Source organism: Marinobacter sp. Hex_13, from assembly GCF_001566815.1.
GTDB lineage: Bacteria > Pseudomonadota > Gammaproteobacteria > Pseudomonadales > Oleiphilaceae > Marinobacter > Marinobacter salarius.
On the sequence record NZ_LSMM01000094.1, the window covers coordinates 1 to 14,378 of the forward strand.

Here is a 14,378-nt window from a genome sequence, read left to right on the forward strand (position 1 = left end):
GGCCGAAGGCCGACAGGCCTGAGCAATGTAGGTCATCGTCAGGCTCCTAATACCAAAAACCCCCGCGGCTTCGCCGACGGGGGTTTTTTATTGCCTGTAAAAAACTAACGACCAATAACCTATAGTGGTGCGGTGCCGCTCGGGTTGCCCAGCATTGGTGCGTTGCTGGGGATTTGTTGCCCTTGGAAATATTCGCAATGCATTGTTTTTAAAAATTAAAAATATTCTGGAATATATTTTGCTGAAGTATCGGGTCTAGAGTTAGGCTCCAACAGGTACCGGCAACGACGCCGTCAGAAGGAAGTGAAGGTGTCGGCCATTCCTGTTTTGCTTTGATAGTTCGCCACACTTGGCCCCTCCCTTAGAACCTTCCTCACGATCTGTTGGCAAATTCCGCATGTTTACAGGCCAACGTATGAGCGATACCTCTTTTCGATTCCTTTCTTTCGTAGGAAGGATCAAAGTTCTTCACCTGAGTTGGGTAGCGTTTTTTATAAGCTTCCTGGTCTGGTTTAATCACGCCCCCCTAATGTCTTCTATTCGAGATCAGTTCGGGTTGTCAGCCTCGGAAGTAAATACCTTGTTGCTGCTCAACGTGGCATTGACGATACCAGCTCGAATTCTTATCGGTATGTTAGTGGATGCACTCGGCCCTCGCCGTGTGTATAGCCTGGTCCTTGTTGTGTCAGGGCTTCTCTGTATCGCATTTTCACTCTCCACAACCTTTGAACAGCTCGCAGTGACCCGATTCTTGTTGGGCTTTGTTGGTGCGGGATTTGTTGTGGGTATCCGTCTGATAAGTGAATGGTTCCCGGCGAAGGAGCTGGGACTGGCTGAGGGTATCTATGGCGGTTGGGGTAACTTTGGAGCTGCGTTTGCCGGGCTTTCATTGCCGGCACTCGCGCTGTGGTTCGGTGGCGATAACGGATGGCGCTGGGCGGTAGGCACGACCGGTGTTATCGCGATTATCTACGCGGCGGTTTTCTTCATCCTGGTTCGCGATACCCCAAAAGGTTCGACTTACTTCAAGCCAAAGCGGGGCGGTGCGATGGAAGTCACCAGCAAGGGCGATTTCGTCCTTTACGTGGTAATGAACTTGCCGCTGTTCTTTGCTTTGGCGTTGATCGTTTGGCAACTGGGGCCCTATAAGCTCGGTATGCTGGGGGCTCCGACAACCTATCTTCTTTATGGTGCGATAGGGGTGATGGCAGCTGTCCAGTTCTTGCGGATTTGGCAGATAAACGGTCACGTCTTTCAAAGGCCTGTACCGGCATTTGATCGTTACCCGTTCAAGCAGGTAGCACTTTTAAATCTCGTATATATGGCGAGCTTCGGATCGGAACTTGCGGTGGTCTCCATGTTGCCGCTGTATTTCCTGGATACGTTTGATATCTCTCCCATGTTGGCGGGGATGCTCGGCGGGAGTTTTGCTCTGATGAACCTGTTTGGGCGCCCCGGCGGCGGCTATCTTGCGGACCGCTATGGGCGAAAGCTGATTACGATACTGATGCTGGCCGGTATCGCAGTTGGATACTTCTTCATGGCAAGGATTGATAGCAGCTGGCCTCTGCCATTGGCGGTCACTCTGGTTGTGCTCTGCTCGATCTTTGTGCAAGGCGGATGTGGCGCAGTCTATGCGTCGGTTCCGTTGGTGAAGCGTCGTCTTACCGGCCAGGTTGCGGGGATGGCAGGTGCCTACGGCAATGTAGGAGGTGTTGTCTTCCTGGTTGTATTGGCCCTGGTGCCCTCAGATCAGTTCTTCCTGGTGTTGGGAGCAATTGCTCTGGCAATCATGTCCCTGGTGATGATCTTCATGGATGAACCTGATCCGCAAACAAGCGAGGTTATGCCGGATGGTTCCGTCAGAATGATTGACGTAACGTGAGTGGCCGCCTCCAATTACAGGCCGGCCAATACAGCATCGCCGGCCGGAAGGCCGAGAATCAGGACAGCCTGGGTATTCGGTATCCAGAAGGCGAGGCCCTCGTTCTCAAGGGAGTTGCTGCTGTTATTGCCGATGGGGTGAGTGCTTCAGCCGCAGGCCGTGAGGCGGCTGAGACCTGCGTAAAAGGGTTTCTGCACGACTACTACAGTACGCCGGACTCCTGGGCCGTTGAAACTGCGGCCGGTCGTGTCCTTGGGGCCTTGAATCGATGGTTGCACGGTCGTGGTCACGCCGGCCATGCAGATGCCCATGCGATGGTGTGTACTTTTAGCGGTGTCGTCATCAAGAACAATCGAGCCTATGTATTTCATGTGGGGGATAGTCGGGTTTGTCTTGTTCGCAACGGCGAACTGGAGTGCCTGACCAGGGACCATCATGCAGTTGTAGGCGCCGATAGGGGCGCGCTGACAAAGGCCATGGGGGCTGAGCTGAATGTCGAAATTGATGTATTCCGGGCAAACCTTCTGCCCGGTGATTGTTTGCTATTGACCACTGATGGTGTGCACGGGTATCTCGACCCAGTCGTTATGGCTGGACTTGCAGCGGAGGGTGACGCGGATGAGGTCGCCAGGGCGCTGGTGGACGCAGCCTACTCCGCTGGAAGCCCCGACAACCTGAGTGCTCAGGTACTTAATATTGAGCATCTGCCAGTGGAAGACGTTGAGGCTCATTATGAGCGGCTGACGTCGCTGGCATTCCCGCCGCCATTGGAACCTGGGCAAAGGCTTGACGGTTATCGGATTGTCAGGGAAATCCACGCCAGCCGCCGCACCCAGGTTTACCTTGCCAGCCCCGATGCCGGCGGTGAGCCGGTGATTATCAAAACGCCATCGCCGAACTTTGTGGATGATCCGGCCTATATCGACCGTTTTCTCAATGAGTGCTGGGTGGGGCGCCGTGTAAACAGTCCTCATATTGTCCGGTTTATTGAGCCGCCCCAGAACCGACGCTGCCTCTATTGTGTCACCGAATATGTTCAGGGACCGACGCTACGCGAGTGGATGAACGACAACCCCCTGCCAACGCCTGCCGACGTGAGGAACCTCATTCAGCAGATTGCCATTGGTTTACGGGCTCTGCACCGTCTTGAAATGGTGCACCAGGATCTCAAGCCAGAAAACGTACTTATTGCCAGAGACGGGACAGTTAAAATCATTGACCTGGGCGCGGTACGAATTCGAGGGATTGAGGAGATTGATGTTCCGTGGGGGCAGGATGGCTGCCTGGGGACTGAGAGCTACGCTGCGCCGGAGTGTCTTGAGGGTGATCGGGCAACACCCGCCTCTGACCGCTATTCCCTGGCGGTGATTGCCTATGAGCTGTTGACCGGTCAGCTTCCCTATGCGAAACCTCCCAGACCCTCCGTCCGTCGCCGTTTGCGCTATCGCAGTATACGCGAATTCAACCCAGACCTGCCGGTGTGGCTGGATGCCTGCCTGCAACGCTCCGTTTCCTTGAGGCCGGAGTCCCGATACCCTTCGCTGTCGGAATTCCTGAGGGATCTCGGACATCCCAACCCGGCGCTGACACCCACCGAATGGCGCCCGCTCGTGGACCGTGTGCCACCGGAAAACTGGCGTTTCATCGCGGTTGTCTCTCTGGTGCTCAATGGTTTGCTGATTTGGCTGGTCTGGATGAACGGCGTCGACTAAACACTATGCACGCCCCGTGGGCATCGCAATCGATGATATACTCCCGTGAAACTGGTCTTCAGTTGCCCTGATGGAGAGCGCCATGCCTGCGAACGATCACCTGGTTATTTTTGACACAACATTGCGTGACGGTGAGCAAAGCCCCGGCGCAACGATGACAAAAGCGGAGAAACTGCGGATAGCCCGGATTCTCGAGAAGCTGAGGGTTGACGTCATAGAGGCGGGTTTTGCGATCGCCAGCCAGGGTGACTTCGAGGCGGTAAAGTCGATTGCAGAGTCTATCAAGGAATCTACCGTTTGCAGTCTTGCCAGGGCACTGGATAAGGACATTGACCGCGCCGCGGAGGCCATCAGGCCGGCCGAGCGCGGACGTATCCATACCTTCATTGCGACGTCTCCGATTCACATGCAGTACAAGCTGCAGATGCAGCCGGATGACGTGGTTGAGCAGGCCGTCAGATCCGTTAGGCGTGCCCGCAGTCATGTTGACGACGTTGAATTTTCCTGCGAAGACGCCGGTCGGTCAGAGCTGGATTTTCTGTGCCGTATTATCGAAGCGGCAATCAAGGCCGGCGCAACAACCATCAACATTCCGGATACAGTGGGCTATGCCATTCCGGAGCAGTTTGGGGAGACCATCCGTCAGTTGCTAAACCGTGTTCCGAACGCCGACAAAGCCGTGTTCTCCGTTCACTGTCACAACGACCTCGGGCTTGCGGTTGCAAACTCCCTTGCAGCCGTTAGCAGCGGCGCCCGCCAGGTGGAATGCACCATCAACGGGCTCGGTGAGCGGGCAGGGAACGCTTCTCTTGAAGAGCTTGTGATGGCGGTTCGTACCCGTCAGGATCTTTACACTATCGACACCCGGGTAGATGCTCAGCACATTGTGCCTGCCTCTCGACTGGTATCGACCATCACCGGCTTTCCGGTACAGCCTAACAAGGCGATCGTTGGTGCAAACGCCTTTGCCCACGAATCAGGTATTCATCAGGATGGCGTCCTGAAGCATCGGGAAACCTACGAAATCATGCGGGCACAGGACGTGGGCTGGCACACCAACAGCCTGGTGCTGGGCAAACATTCTGGCCGTAATGCTTTCCGTTCCCGCCTGTTGGAACTCGGCATCCAGTTTGAGACAGAAACAGAGCTTAATGAAGCCTTTACCCGGTTCAAGGCACTGGCTGATCTCAAACATGAGATTTTCGATGAAGACCTTCAGGCGATTGCCAGCGATACCCGGCAGAAGGAAGAAGACGGCCGCTATGGGCTTGTTACTATGCAGGTGTGCTCTGAGACCGGTGTTATTCCCCGGGCTCGCTTGACCCTTCTGGTGGATGGCAGGGAGCACAAGGTAGAGGCAGAAGGCAGCGGGCCGGTTGACGCCACCTTCAAGGCTATTGAGTCCCTGGTAGACTCCGGCTGTAACCTGCAGCTTTATTCCGTGAACAACATTACCAGCGGTACGGATGCCCAGGGGGAAGTAACGGTACGCCTGGAGCGCGGTGGTCGAATTGTGAACGGCATCGGCGCCGATACCGATATCATTATCGCCTCCGCAAAGGCCTACATTGAGGCCCTGAACCTGATCAGCCGGGGCGGTGTTCGGCAGCACCCGCAGGGCGCTGATGTCTGAGCAGGGTAGGCGAAGGGGGCTAGCACAATGATGATGCCAGAGGCAGAACGTCAATTTTATCTGGGCAAGGCGGGAATCCATCTCTGGTACGCCAGGAAGGCGTTACCCGGCGCCGCACCGAGCCCTGAATTCGCCTTTCCCGAGAAGGATGAGCCGGAGCTGGAAGCTGCTGCGATTGCACCGCCTCCGGTTCCGGCGCGGCCATCCGTTCCCCAGCGTAAGGTTGATGGTGTCGGCAAGGACAGAATCGCCGGCATCCAGGCGCTGATGGCCGATGACACGCCGGAACCTGCTGGCGTACCGGTGCCCGAAAAGGCTCCGGAAACGCCAGTTGCCGTTGAGTCGAAGGCACCGGCCGACGAGTCGCCTGAAAAAACAGTGGACGCTGCTGGGGAGCTGCCCCGCCAGATTCACGCCCACCTTGGGTTCTGGTTCTCAGAGCAGCTTGTGCTGATCAGTGGTGTATCCGACGAGGCTAGCACACGTCTTCAAGACACACTGGCAAAAAACATCCTGGCAGCGGTCGGTGAAACCCGGATTGAGAAAGGGCGCGAGCTTCGCTGGCCGGTGTTTGGAAATCTGAGGGTTCCAGGAAACAGCGCAGACTGTTTTCGCGATACTCTTCATTTCCTGGCCAATGACTTCGGTGCCCGCAAGGTGGTCTTGCTCGGAGTTTTAACCAACGATTCTCCCACAGAAAGAGCTGTATTGCTTGACGATGCGCTGGGTGATGCTGCTGTCGACTTCTCCCATACTCTTGCCGAATTGGCTGCGGTGCCCGCTTACAAGCGTGAGCTCTGGCAGCAGTTGAAGTCCGCCGTCGGGGGCTGACTTGTGGGTCAGGATCTATACCGCGAGATAGAGATTGCCGACCTCATGATCCGGGCCTTACGCCAGGAGGATCTGCCTGACGTCCTCAATATCGAAGCCCAGGGCTACTCCTTCCCCTGGAGCGAGTCCGTTTTTTTGGGGTGCTTTCGGCCTGACTATCGGCTCTGGGCACTCGAGTGGGGGCAGCGGCTCAGTGGATACGCCGTCGTCGCTTATATGGTGGGTGAAGCCCATTTGCTGAATCTGTGCGTGGCACCGGCTAAACAGGGCAATGGCGGAGGACGCCGTTTGCTTCGGCACCTTGTGCTGGAGGCGGCGCGGGATGGCATGAGCCAGGTTTTACTGGAGGTGCGCGCCAGCAACCGTGCAGCAATTGATCTGTACGCGGCGGAAGGTTTTGACGTGATTGGTCGCAGGAAGGGCTACTACCCTGCAGGCCGCGAGCGGGAAGACGCACTGGTCATGGCCTTACCCTTGGGCAGATAGTCCCTCGAAACTCCGCGGTTAGATCGGCACGCTCTCAACGGATGCGGGTTCGCGTCAGTGCCTTAATATCCCTATAATGACGTCCGTTTTTTCAGTCTCTCCGAACCAGGTTGTTACCAATTATGACCAGCCTTGCCAGCGAAGTATCCCAGCGCCGCACGTTTGCGATTATCTCGCATCCGGATGCGGGTAAAACCACCATTACAGAGAAGGTTCTGCTGTTTGGGCAGGCCATCCAGAAAGCCGGCACGGTCAAGGGAAAGAAGTCGGGGCAGCACGCAAAATCCGACTGGATGGAGATGGAAAAGGAGCGTGGTATTTCCGTCACCACCTCGGTGATGCAATTCCCATATGGCGGGCGCCTGGTCAACCTCCTGGATACGCCTGGCCACGAAGATTTCTCGGAAGATACCTACCGCACGTTAACGGCGGTGGATTCGTGCCTGATGGTGATCGACAGCGCCAAGGGTGTTGAGGAACGCACGATCAAGCTGATGGAAGTAACCCGCTTGCGGGATACGCCAATACTGACCTTCATGAACAAGCTAGACCGTGATACGCGTGATCCCGTGGAGTTGATGGATGAGGTTGAGGATGTCCTCAAAATCGCCTGCGCACCGATTACCTGGCCCATCGGTATGGGGAAGAATTTTAAAGGTGTCTATCACCTGACCCGGGACGAAGTGATCCTGTACAAATCCGGTCAGGGCCATGCCATCCAGGAAAAACGAGTGATCCAGGGGCTTGAGAATCCTGAGCTGGACGAGGTTCTGGGAGGCTATGCTGGTGATCTCCGAGACGAGATTGAGCTGGTGAAAGGAGCGTCCCATGAGTTCGATCTGGACGCCTTCCTTGCGGGCGAGCTCACGCCGGTGTTCTTCGGTACGGCGCTGGGCAATTTTGGTGTGGATCACATGCTTGATGGGTTGGTGGAGTGGGCCCCAACACCGCAACCGCGTGAAACCGATCAGCGATTAGTGAAACCAGAAGAGGATGTCTTCTCGGGCTTCGTGTTCAAGATTCAGGCGAATATGGACCCCCAGCACCGGGATCGTGTGGCTTTTCTGAGGATCGTGTCGGGGCGCTACAATCAGGGCATGAAAGCGCGTCACGTGAGAATCGGCAAGGAAGTTCGCTTTTCCGATGCGCTGACCTTCATGGCAGGTGATCGGGAGCACGCGGGGGAGGCGTTCGCAGGCGATATTATCGGCCTTCACAACCACGGCACCATCCAGCTGGGAGATACCTTCACTGCCGGTGAGGATATGAAATTTACCGGCATCCCCAATTTTGCACCGGAATTGTTCCGTCGTATTCGCCTGAAGGACCCGCTCAAGTCCAAGCAGCTGCAAAAGGGTTTGATCCAGCTTGCGGAAGAAGGCGCGGTACAGGTTTTTCGCCCGCTTCGAAACAACGACCTGATCGTGGGAGCGGTGGGTGTCCTGCAGTTTGATGTGGTGGTTAGTCGGCTCAAGAGCGAATATAAGGTTGAGGCGGTGTATGAGCCGATAAATGTTGCAACGGCACGCTGGGTAACGGCCTCTGATGAGCGTAAACTGGATGAGTTCGAGCGTAAGGCTAACGATTTCCTGGCTCTGGATGGCAGCGACCGACTGGCCTACATTGCGCCAACGATGGTCAACCTGCAGTTGGCCCAGGAGCGCTATCCAGAGATCAGCTTCCATAAAACACGGGAGCACTAGTAGGCTGGAGTGAGTGAATGCGACTCATTGATGCTCATTGCCATTTTGACTTCCCTGAGTTTGATGGGCGTCGCAAGGCAGTGCTTGAGGACGCTCGCAGCAGTGGTCTGTCGAATCTCGTTATTCCCGGCGTTCGGCGGCCCGACTGGAGCAGGGTGAGTCGCATTGCATCGGAATACGATGGGCTCTACTACTGTCTCGGAATCCATCCCTGGTATGTGGCTGAGCATACCGCCGATGACCTATGCGCATTGCAAGGCTTGCTCGAAGACCGTCCAGGTCATTGTGTAGCCTTGGGGGAGTGCGGCCTGGATCGGCTCCACGGGGACATGCGGGATCAGTACGCCTGGTTTGAAGGGCAGGTTGATATTGCTGCGCTTGTACATTTACCGCTGGTTATTCACTCCGTTAAGACCCACGACGAGGTCTATGAGGTGCTGCGGCGCAAGCGCTTTTCAGGGCGGGTGTTGGTGCACGGGTTTTCGGGCAGCTATGAGCAGGCTACCAAGCTGATTGACCTCGGTTGCTTCATCGGTGTTGGTGGTGTCATTACCCATCAGCGAGCGCGAAAGACCCGGGATACCATCGCCCGGTTGCCCGTTGATGCGTTGATCCTCGAGACGGACGCGCCTGATATGGCGCCAGCGGGCGTCGAGGCGGGGCATAATTCGCCTGCGTACCTGCCGTCGATACTAGCCACCCTGGCACGGTTGCGGAATTCGGGGCTCGAAGACCTGGCCCAGTCGCTGCTCTGCAACGTGCAGCGGCTGTATGGTTGGAACGAAGTCGGCGCTTCCGAGCGCTAGAGTCGTGGAAATGACGACCACGGGTTGTTTCGGTGCCCTTTGGTTGGTGGCTCCGTTCCGCGGTAGCAATGAGGATACGTGAATAACGAAACAGTCCCTTTCAGGGTTGGCTTTCTTTTTGGGTTCGGATATACTTCGCGCCCTGGCTTTTCAAGGCGATGCCATCATCTCAGCCCCGAATGATGTCACTGCCGCATAACATACAGGTAAAGAACCTCCTCCGGATGCCGAGCATTTACCGGTGGTGGTTTTTAACGTTTCTTATATAGCGTTCAAGGCGGAATCAATGAAGACTCTGAGTGCGAAACCAGAAACAGTAACACGTGACTGGTACGTTGTAGACGCAGCCGGCAAGACGCTGGGTCGTCTGTCAACTGAAATCGCCCGTCGTCTGCGGGGCAAGCATAAGCCTGAGTACACCCCTCACGTCGACACTGGTGATTACATTGTGGTTATCAATGCCAGTCAGGTACGGGTTACCGGCAAAAAAGCATTTGACAAGATGTACTACAGTCACACCGGCTTTCCGGGTGGAATCAAGTCCATCAACTTCGAGAAGCTGGTCGACAAGGCTCCTGAGCAAATCATTCAGAAGTCTGTTAAAGGCATGCTTCCGAATGGCCCGCTTGGCCGTGCCATGTTCAAGAAGCTGAAAATTTATGCCGGCGCTGAGCATCCTCATGCAGCCCAGCAGCCCAAAGAACTCGACATTTAACGGAAGGCGGATATGTCTGTAGCACAAAATTACGGTACTGGTCGCCGCAAGACATCCACGGCTCGGGTTTTCATCAAGCCGGGAAGCGGTAACATCTCTATCAACGGTCGTTCCATTGAGCAGTTTTTCGGTCGCGAAACTCTGCGGATGATTGTTCGTCAGCCCCTGGTGGTTGCTGAATCCACGGATCGTTTCGATATCAACATCACTGTTAAAGGTGGTGGTATCAGTGGTCAGGCGGGCGCTATTCGTCACGGCCTGACTCGCGCCCTGATGGATTACGATGAAACGCTGCGCCCTGCGCTGCGTAAGGCGGGTTACGTTACCCGTGACGCTCGTGAAGTGGAGCGTAAGAAAGTTGGTCTGCGGAAGGCGCGTAAGCGTCCTCAGTTCTCCAAGCGTTAAAATCGCTGGAGCAGATCCGAAAAAAACCCGGTCTATTGGCCGGGTTTTTTGTTGTCTGGGAAGTCAGTTTCGAACAGGCTTGAGACAGGTAATGGCCCGGCTCAAAGCCTTTCCGACTTGTAAGGGCAGGGTAATTTCATTACCATTTGAGCGCTTATAATTTTAGGTTGAGAGAAGTCCTTTTCGATGTGCAGTTTCCCTGTAAGCAGGGCTGTATGTCGCCTGATGGGAGATAACCATAATGAGTAATGGCGACGTGAGCCAAGGCAGGCGCCGATTTTTGATCGGTGCCACGTCTGTGGTGGGTGGTGTCGGCGTCGTCGGTGCGGCCGTGCCTTTCGTAGCATCCTGGAATCCCAGTGCCAAAGCGGAAGCAGCCGGTGCACCGGTCACCGTCAATGTCAGTAAACTGGAGCCAGGTCAGCAAATGACCGTCAAATGGCGCGGTAAGCCGGTGTGGGTTATTCGCCGCACCGAAGAGATGAACGAAAACATTCTCGAGCTGAATGACCAGGTGAAGGATCCTCTTTCCAAGGAAGCGGACCAACCTGCCTACATCGAAGGCGAGCTCCGGGCACTCAAAGACGAGTACGCTGTTCTCGTCGGTATCTGTACCCATCTGGGCTGCTCTCCCCAATTCAGGCCAGAAGTCGCTCCAGCCGATCTCGGGGAAAACTGGCTTGGCGGCTTCTATTGTGCGTGTCACGGCTCCCGTTACGATCTTGCCGGGCGTGTCTATCCGAATATGCCGGCACCCTCGAATCTTCAGGTGCCTCCCTATCGCTTTGACGACGAGAACACTCTGACCGTCGGTCTGGATCCTGAGGGGGCCGCATAATGAACAAGTTAGTGAACTGGGTAGACGAACGTCTTCCAATTGTCGATGCGTGGAACAAGCACGTTGGCAAGTATTACGCGCCCAAGAACTTCAACATGTGGTACTTCTTTGGTTCGCTGGCGATGTTGGTGCTGGTGAATCAGCTCGTGACCGGTATCTGGCTGACCATGAGCTATAACCCCACAGCGGAAGGTGCGTTCGCGTCAGTTGAATACATCATGCGTGATGTTGAGTGGGGTTGGTTGCTTCGATACCTGCACTCCACCGGCGCTTCCGCGTTCTTCGTGGTGGTTTATCTCCACATGTTCCGTGGCTTGATGTACGGCTCTTATCAAAAGCCGCGCGAGCTGATCTGGATCTTCGGTATGCTGATTTACCTGGTTCTGATGGCCGAAGCATTCATGGGTTATCTGCTGCCCTGGGGTCAGATGTCCTACTGGGGTGCGCAGGTGATCGTAAACCTGTTTGGCGCCATTCCGGTCATTGGCGATGATCTGTCGCTGTGGATCCGCGGTGACTACCTGATCTCTGGTATTACCCTGAACCGATTCTTTGCATTGCATGTTGTCGCATTACCAATCGTTCTGCTTGGTTTGGTGGTGCTGCACATTCTTGCGCTGCACGAAGTTGGCTCCAACAACCCTGACGGTATTGATATCAAGAAGAACAAGGACGAAAACGGCATTCCCAAAGATGGTATACCGTTCCATCCCTATTACACGGTGCATGACCTGTTGGGCGTGGGTGTTTTCTTCTTCATCTTCTTTATCGTGGTCTTCTTCTTCCCCGAGATGGGCGGGTTGTTCATTGAAAAGCCGAATTTCGAGCCTGCCAATGCCCTCAAGACGCCCGACCACATAGCGCCGGTGTGGTACTTCACACCGTTCTACGCCATGTTGCGGGCGGTGACTATTGACCTCTTTGGCCTGGACGCGAAGTTCTGGGGTGTTGTCGTGATGGGGGCTGCTATCGCCATCCTGTTTGTTTTGCCCTGGCTGGACAGAAGTCCGGTACGCTCAATGCGCTACAAAGGCTGGTTGAGCAAGATCGCTCTGACGATCTTCGCCATCAGCTTCATTGTCCTGGGGTACCTGGGTATTGTTCCGGCCACTGAGGGTCGCACAACGGTTGCCCAGATCCTGACAACGCTTTACTTCCTCTATTTTATTCTCATGCCGTTCTACACACGCATGGAGAAAACAAAGCCAGTTCCAGAGAGGGTGACAGGATGATGAGAAAGCTGATAGTTGGTCTTTTCATAGCGATCCTGCCAGCTCTCGGGCTGGCAGCGGGGGCGTCCGTGCCGCTTGATACCATGGAGCCGGACCATACCAACAAAGCGTCGCTTCAGCGCGGTGCGGCCCTTTTCACCAACTACTGCATGGGGTGTCACTCCATGGAGTATGCGCGGTATAAGCGTGTATCGGATGATCTGGGGATTCCCGCCGAGCTTTACGAGGAGAATCTGATTTTCACTGGTGCAAAGATCGGTGAACTCATGAAGAACTCCATGAGCAAGGAAATGGCTGCGAGCTGGTTCGGTGCTCCGCCACCTGACCTGACCCTGGAATCTCGTCTTCGCGGTGAAGACTGGATCTATTCCTATCTTCGTGGCTTTTACAAGGATGAAAGTCGTCCGCTGGGTGTGAACAACGTGGTCTTCGAAAACGTTGGTATGCCCCATGTGTTGATCGGTTTGCAGGGGCTGTGTGCGGTTGAGCCGAGAATTGGTGAGGGTGCGAGTGTTGATCCTCTCAGCGGCGATGTTCGTAATGCAGACATTTGCCCGGAATGGGAAACAGAAGGCTCCATGGAGCCGGAGGAATTCAACCGGGCTATGTACGACCTGACCAATTTCATGTCTTACATGGGTGACCCGATAAAGGTTGAGCGTGAAAGGCTGGGTATGTTCGTACTGATCTTTGTGGCGATCTTCTTTATCTTTGCCTACCTGCTTAATCGCGAGTACTGGAAGGACGTACACTGAGATTTCAGGTATAATTCCTGTCCCTGAGTTCCAGCGGGCAATAGCCGGCCCGCTGGATTTTTGCGTTTTTCAGGATCAATTCGGTTAGTCAAATCGTGAGGTAGTTCTATGGGCGTTGTGACCAAGCGGTCATCAATGACGTTTTTCTCGGACCCGGCCAGTCATTACAGCCACAGAGTCCGCATTGTGCTGGCAGAGAAGGGGGTGACGGTTGACGTCGTGAACGTTGATCCGGATAACCCGCCTGGAGAGTTGGCTGACCTGAATCCGTACAATGCCCTGCCGACGCTGGTGGATCGTGACCTTGTGCTCTACGAGCCAAACATCATGATGGAGTATCTGGACGAGCGTTTCCCGCATCCTCCATTGCTGCCGGTTTATCCTGTTGCGCGTGCGAACAGTCGCCTGATGATCCATCGCATCCAGAAAGACTGGTGTGGGTTGGTGGATCAGATTCTGGCTCAGCCCAACGCAAAGGCGTCGGATGCAGCCCGAAAAGAGCTTCGCGAAAGTTTGCTGGCCACGGCGCCGCTGTTCGGTGAGATGCCTTTTTTCCTGTCGGAAGAGTTCACGATCGTGGATTGCTGTATTGCTCCGATTCTGTGGCGCTTGCCGTCGCTGGGTATTGAGCTGAATGAAAAGCAGGCGAAGCCGCTTCAAAAGTACATGGATAGCATATTCAGTCGTGAAGGTTTCAAGGCGAGCCTGTCAGACCTGGAAGAAGATATCCGTAACTGATATGCAGCGCCTGAAACCGGTTCAGGAGAAAGGCAGTGCCTGATAGTAAGATAACGATGACATCAAGCCGTCCCTACCTCGTTCGGGCATTCAACGAGTGGATCCTCGACAATGACTGCACGCCCTACATTGTTGTGGATGCGGGAGTGCAGGGCGTTCAGGTTCCGACTGAGCATGTGGCCAATGGGCAGATCGTGCTCAATATAAGTCCTGGAGCTGTGCGTGGTCTGGTGATTGGTAACGGCGCTCTGGAATTCAGCGCACGCTTTGGCGGTGTGCCAATGCAGGTCTTTATCCCGTTGCAGGCTGTCATGGCGGTTTACGCAAAGGAGAATGGTGAGGGCATGGTCTTCGGTAGCGAGCCAGGCTCCCCTGATCCGGAAGGACCTGGTGGTAAGGATTCCGAGCATGGTAGTGGTGATAACGGTCAAGGTGGTGACCGGCCCAGCGGTCGGCCAACGCTCAAGGTCGTGAAATAGCACTGTCTTGAAGGGAAAGTGTCAGGATGCCTAAAAGCCAGCTGTTTTTAACAGCTGGCTTTTTTGTTGTGCGCCAGGCATGGCGCGTAGCGCCTTGACGGGCGCTGTTCCGGTACAGGTGGTGCTGGCCGGATGACTTGGGGGTGCAAGTCCCCTGTGG

General features: G+C 55.2%; 14 protein-coding genes. All 14 read left to right on the top strand.

Annotated features, from left to right (window positions below; genetic code table 11):
- The first annotated feature begins 415 nt into the window (after positions 1–415).
- Positions 416–1,885 (top strand): MFS transporter, encoded by a 1,470-nt coding sequence (locus tag AXW11_RS20650; RefSeq protein ID WP_041335934.1) that lies wholly within the window; start codon positions 416–418, stop codon positions 1,883–1,885.
- Entirely contained in the window at positions 1,882–3,597 is a 1,716-nt protein-coding gene (locus AXW11_RS20655) for a bifunctional protein-serine/threonine kinase/phosphatase (protein ID WP_091644644.1), read from the top strand. The genes AXW11_RS20650 and AXW11_RS20655 overlap by 4 nt, the downstream gene beginning before the upstream one ends.
- 82 nt (positions 3,598–3,679) lie before the next feature.
- Positions 3,680–5,230: a 2-isopropylmalate synthase gene (locus tag AXW11_RS20660; protein ID WP_036203699.1), complete on the top strand. Its 1,551-nt coding sequence runs from the start codon at positions 3,680–3,682 to the stop codon at positions 5,228–5,230.
- Between the two features lie 27 nt (positions 5,231–5,257).
- Complete coding sequence (locus AXW11_RS20665; protein WP_041335936.1) at positions 5,258–6,061, top strand: hypothetical protein; 804 nt, start codon at positions 5,258–5,260, stop codon at positions 6,059–6,061.
- 3 nt (positions 6,062–6,064) lie between these two features.
- Positions 6,065–6,547, top strand: a complete 483-nt coding sequence (gene rimI, locus AXW11_RS20670; protein ID WP_041335939.1) for a ribosomal protein S18-alanine N-acetyltransferase — start codon at positions 6,065–6,067, stop codon at positions 6,545–6,547.
- A 122-nt stretch (positions 6,548–6,669) separates the two neighbouring features.
- Positions 6,670–8,250, top strand: coding sequence for a peptide chain release factor 3 (gene prfC / locus AXW11_RS20675; RefSeq protein ID WP_036203705.1), 1,581 nt, complete (start codon positions 6,670–6,672; stop codon positions 8,248–8,250).
- Positions 8,251–8,267: 17 nt separating this feature from the next.
- A complete protein-coding gene (locus AXW11_RS20680; protein WP_036203708.1) occupies positions 8,268–9,056 on the top strand; it encodes a TatD family hydrolase in 789 nt (262 codons plus the stop codon).
- A gap of 286 nt (positions 9,057–9,342) precedes the next feature.
- Entirely contained in the window at positions 9,343–9,771 is a 429-nt protein-coding gene (rplM, locus tag AXW11_RS20685) for a 50S ribosomal protein L13 (RefSeq protein WP_007154598.1), read from the top strand.
- 12 nt (positions 9,772–9,783) lie between these two features.
- Positions 9,784–10,176, top strand: a complete 393-nt coding sequence (gene rpsI, locus AXW11_RS20690; protein ID WP_007154597.1) for a 30S ribosomal protein S9 — start codon at positions 9,784–9,786, stop codon at positions 10,174–10,176.
- 241 nt (positions 10,177–10,417) lie between these two features.
- Positions 10,418–11,014: a ubiquinol-cytochrome c reductase iron-sulfur subunit gene (gene petA / locus AXW11_RS20695; protein ID WP_036203711.1), complete on the top strand. Its 597-nt coding sequence runs from the start codon at positions 10,418–10,420 to the stop codon at positions 11,012–11,014.
- Positions 11,014–12,246, top strand: a complete 1,233-nt coding sequence (locus tag AXW11_RS20700) for a cytochrome b (RefSeq protein ID WP_007154595.1) — start codon at positions 11,014–11,016, stop codon at positions 12,244–12,246. Before petA ends, AXW11_RS20700 begins: the two co-directional genes overlap by 1 nt.
- Entirely contained in the window at positions 12,246–13,001 is a 756-nt protein-coding gene (locus tag AXW11_RS20705) for a cytochrome c1 (RefSeq protein ID WP_036205673.1), read from the top strand. The genes AXW11_RS20700 and AXW11_RS20705 overlap by 1 nt, the downstream gene beginning before the upstream one ends.
- A 108-nt stretch (positions 13,002–13,109) precedes the next feature.
- Entirely contained in the window at positions 13,110–13,739 is a 630-nt protein-coding gene (locus tag AXW11_RS20710) for a glutathione S-transferase N-terminal domain-containing protein (RefSeq protein WP_036203714.1), read from the top strand.
- Between the two features lie 56 nt (positions 13,740–13,795).
- A complete protein-coding gene (locus tag AXW11_RS20715; protein WP_177190669.1) occupies positions 13,796–14,218 on the top strand; it encodes a ClpXP protease specificity-enhancing factor in 423 nt (140 codons plus the stop codon).
- Positions 14,219–14,378 lie beyond the last annotated feature (160 nt).

What these genes read in the sequence shown, in the direction of transcription:
- AXW11_RS20700 (WP_007154595.1), top strand. Translation starts at nt 11,014, where the DNA reads ATGAACAAGTTAGTGAACTGGGTAGACGAACGTCTTCCAATTGTCGAT.
- petA (WP_036203711.1), top strand. Translation starts at nt 10,418, where the DNA reads ATGAGTAATGGCGACGTGAGCCAAGGCAGGCGCCGATTTTTGATCGGT.
- AXW11_RS20715 (WP_177190669.1), top strand. Translation starts at nt 13,796, where the DNA reads ATGACATCAAGCCGTCCCTACCTCGTTCGGGCATTCAACGAGTGGATC.
- AXW11_RS20665 (WP_041335936.1), top strand. Translation starts at nt 5,258, where the DNA reads ATGATGATGCCAGAGGCAGAACGTCAATTTTATCTGGGCAAGGCGGGA.
- AXW11_RS20710 (WP_036203714.1), top strand. Translation starts at nt 13,110, where the DNA reads ATGGGCGTTGTGACCAAGCGGTCATCAATGACGTTTTTCTCGGACCCG.
- rplM (WP_007154598.1), top strand. Translation starts at nt 9,343, where the DNA reads ATGAAGACTCTGAGTGCGAAACCAGAAACAGTAACACGTGACTGGTAC.
- AXW11_RS20705 (WP_036205673.1), top strand. Translation starts at nt 12,246, where the DNA reads ATGAGAAAGCTGATAGTTGGTCTTTTCATAGCGATCCTGCCAGCTCTC.
- AXW11_RS20680 (WP_036203708.1), top strand. Translation starts at nt 8,268, where the DNA reads ATGCGACTCATTGATGCTCATTGCCATTTTGACTTCCCTGAGTTTGAT.
- rpsI (WP_007154597.1), top strand. Translation starts at nt 9,784, where the DNA reads ATGTCTGTAGCACAAAATTACGGTACTGGTCGCCGCAAGACATCCACG.
- AXW11_RS20650 (WP_041335934.1), top strand. Translation starts at nt 416, where the DNA reads ATGAGCGATACCTCTTTTCGATTCCTTTCTTTCGTAGGAAGGATCAAA.
- prfC (WP_036203705.1), top strand. Translation starts at nt 6,670, where the DNA reads ATGACCAGCCTTGCCAGCGAAGTATCCCAGCGCCGCACGTTTGCGATT.
- AXW11_RS20660 (WP_036203699.1), top strand. Translation starts at nt 3,680, where the DNA reads ATGCCTGCGAACGATCACCTGGTTATTTTTGACACAACATTGCGTGAC.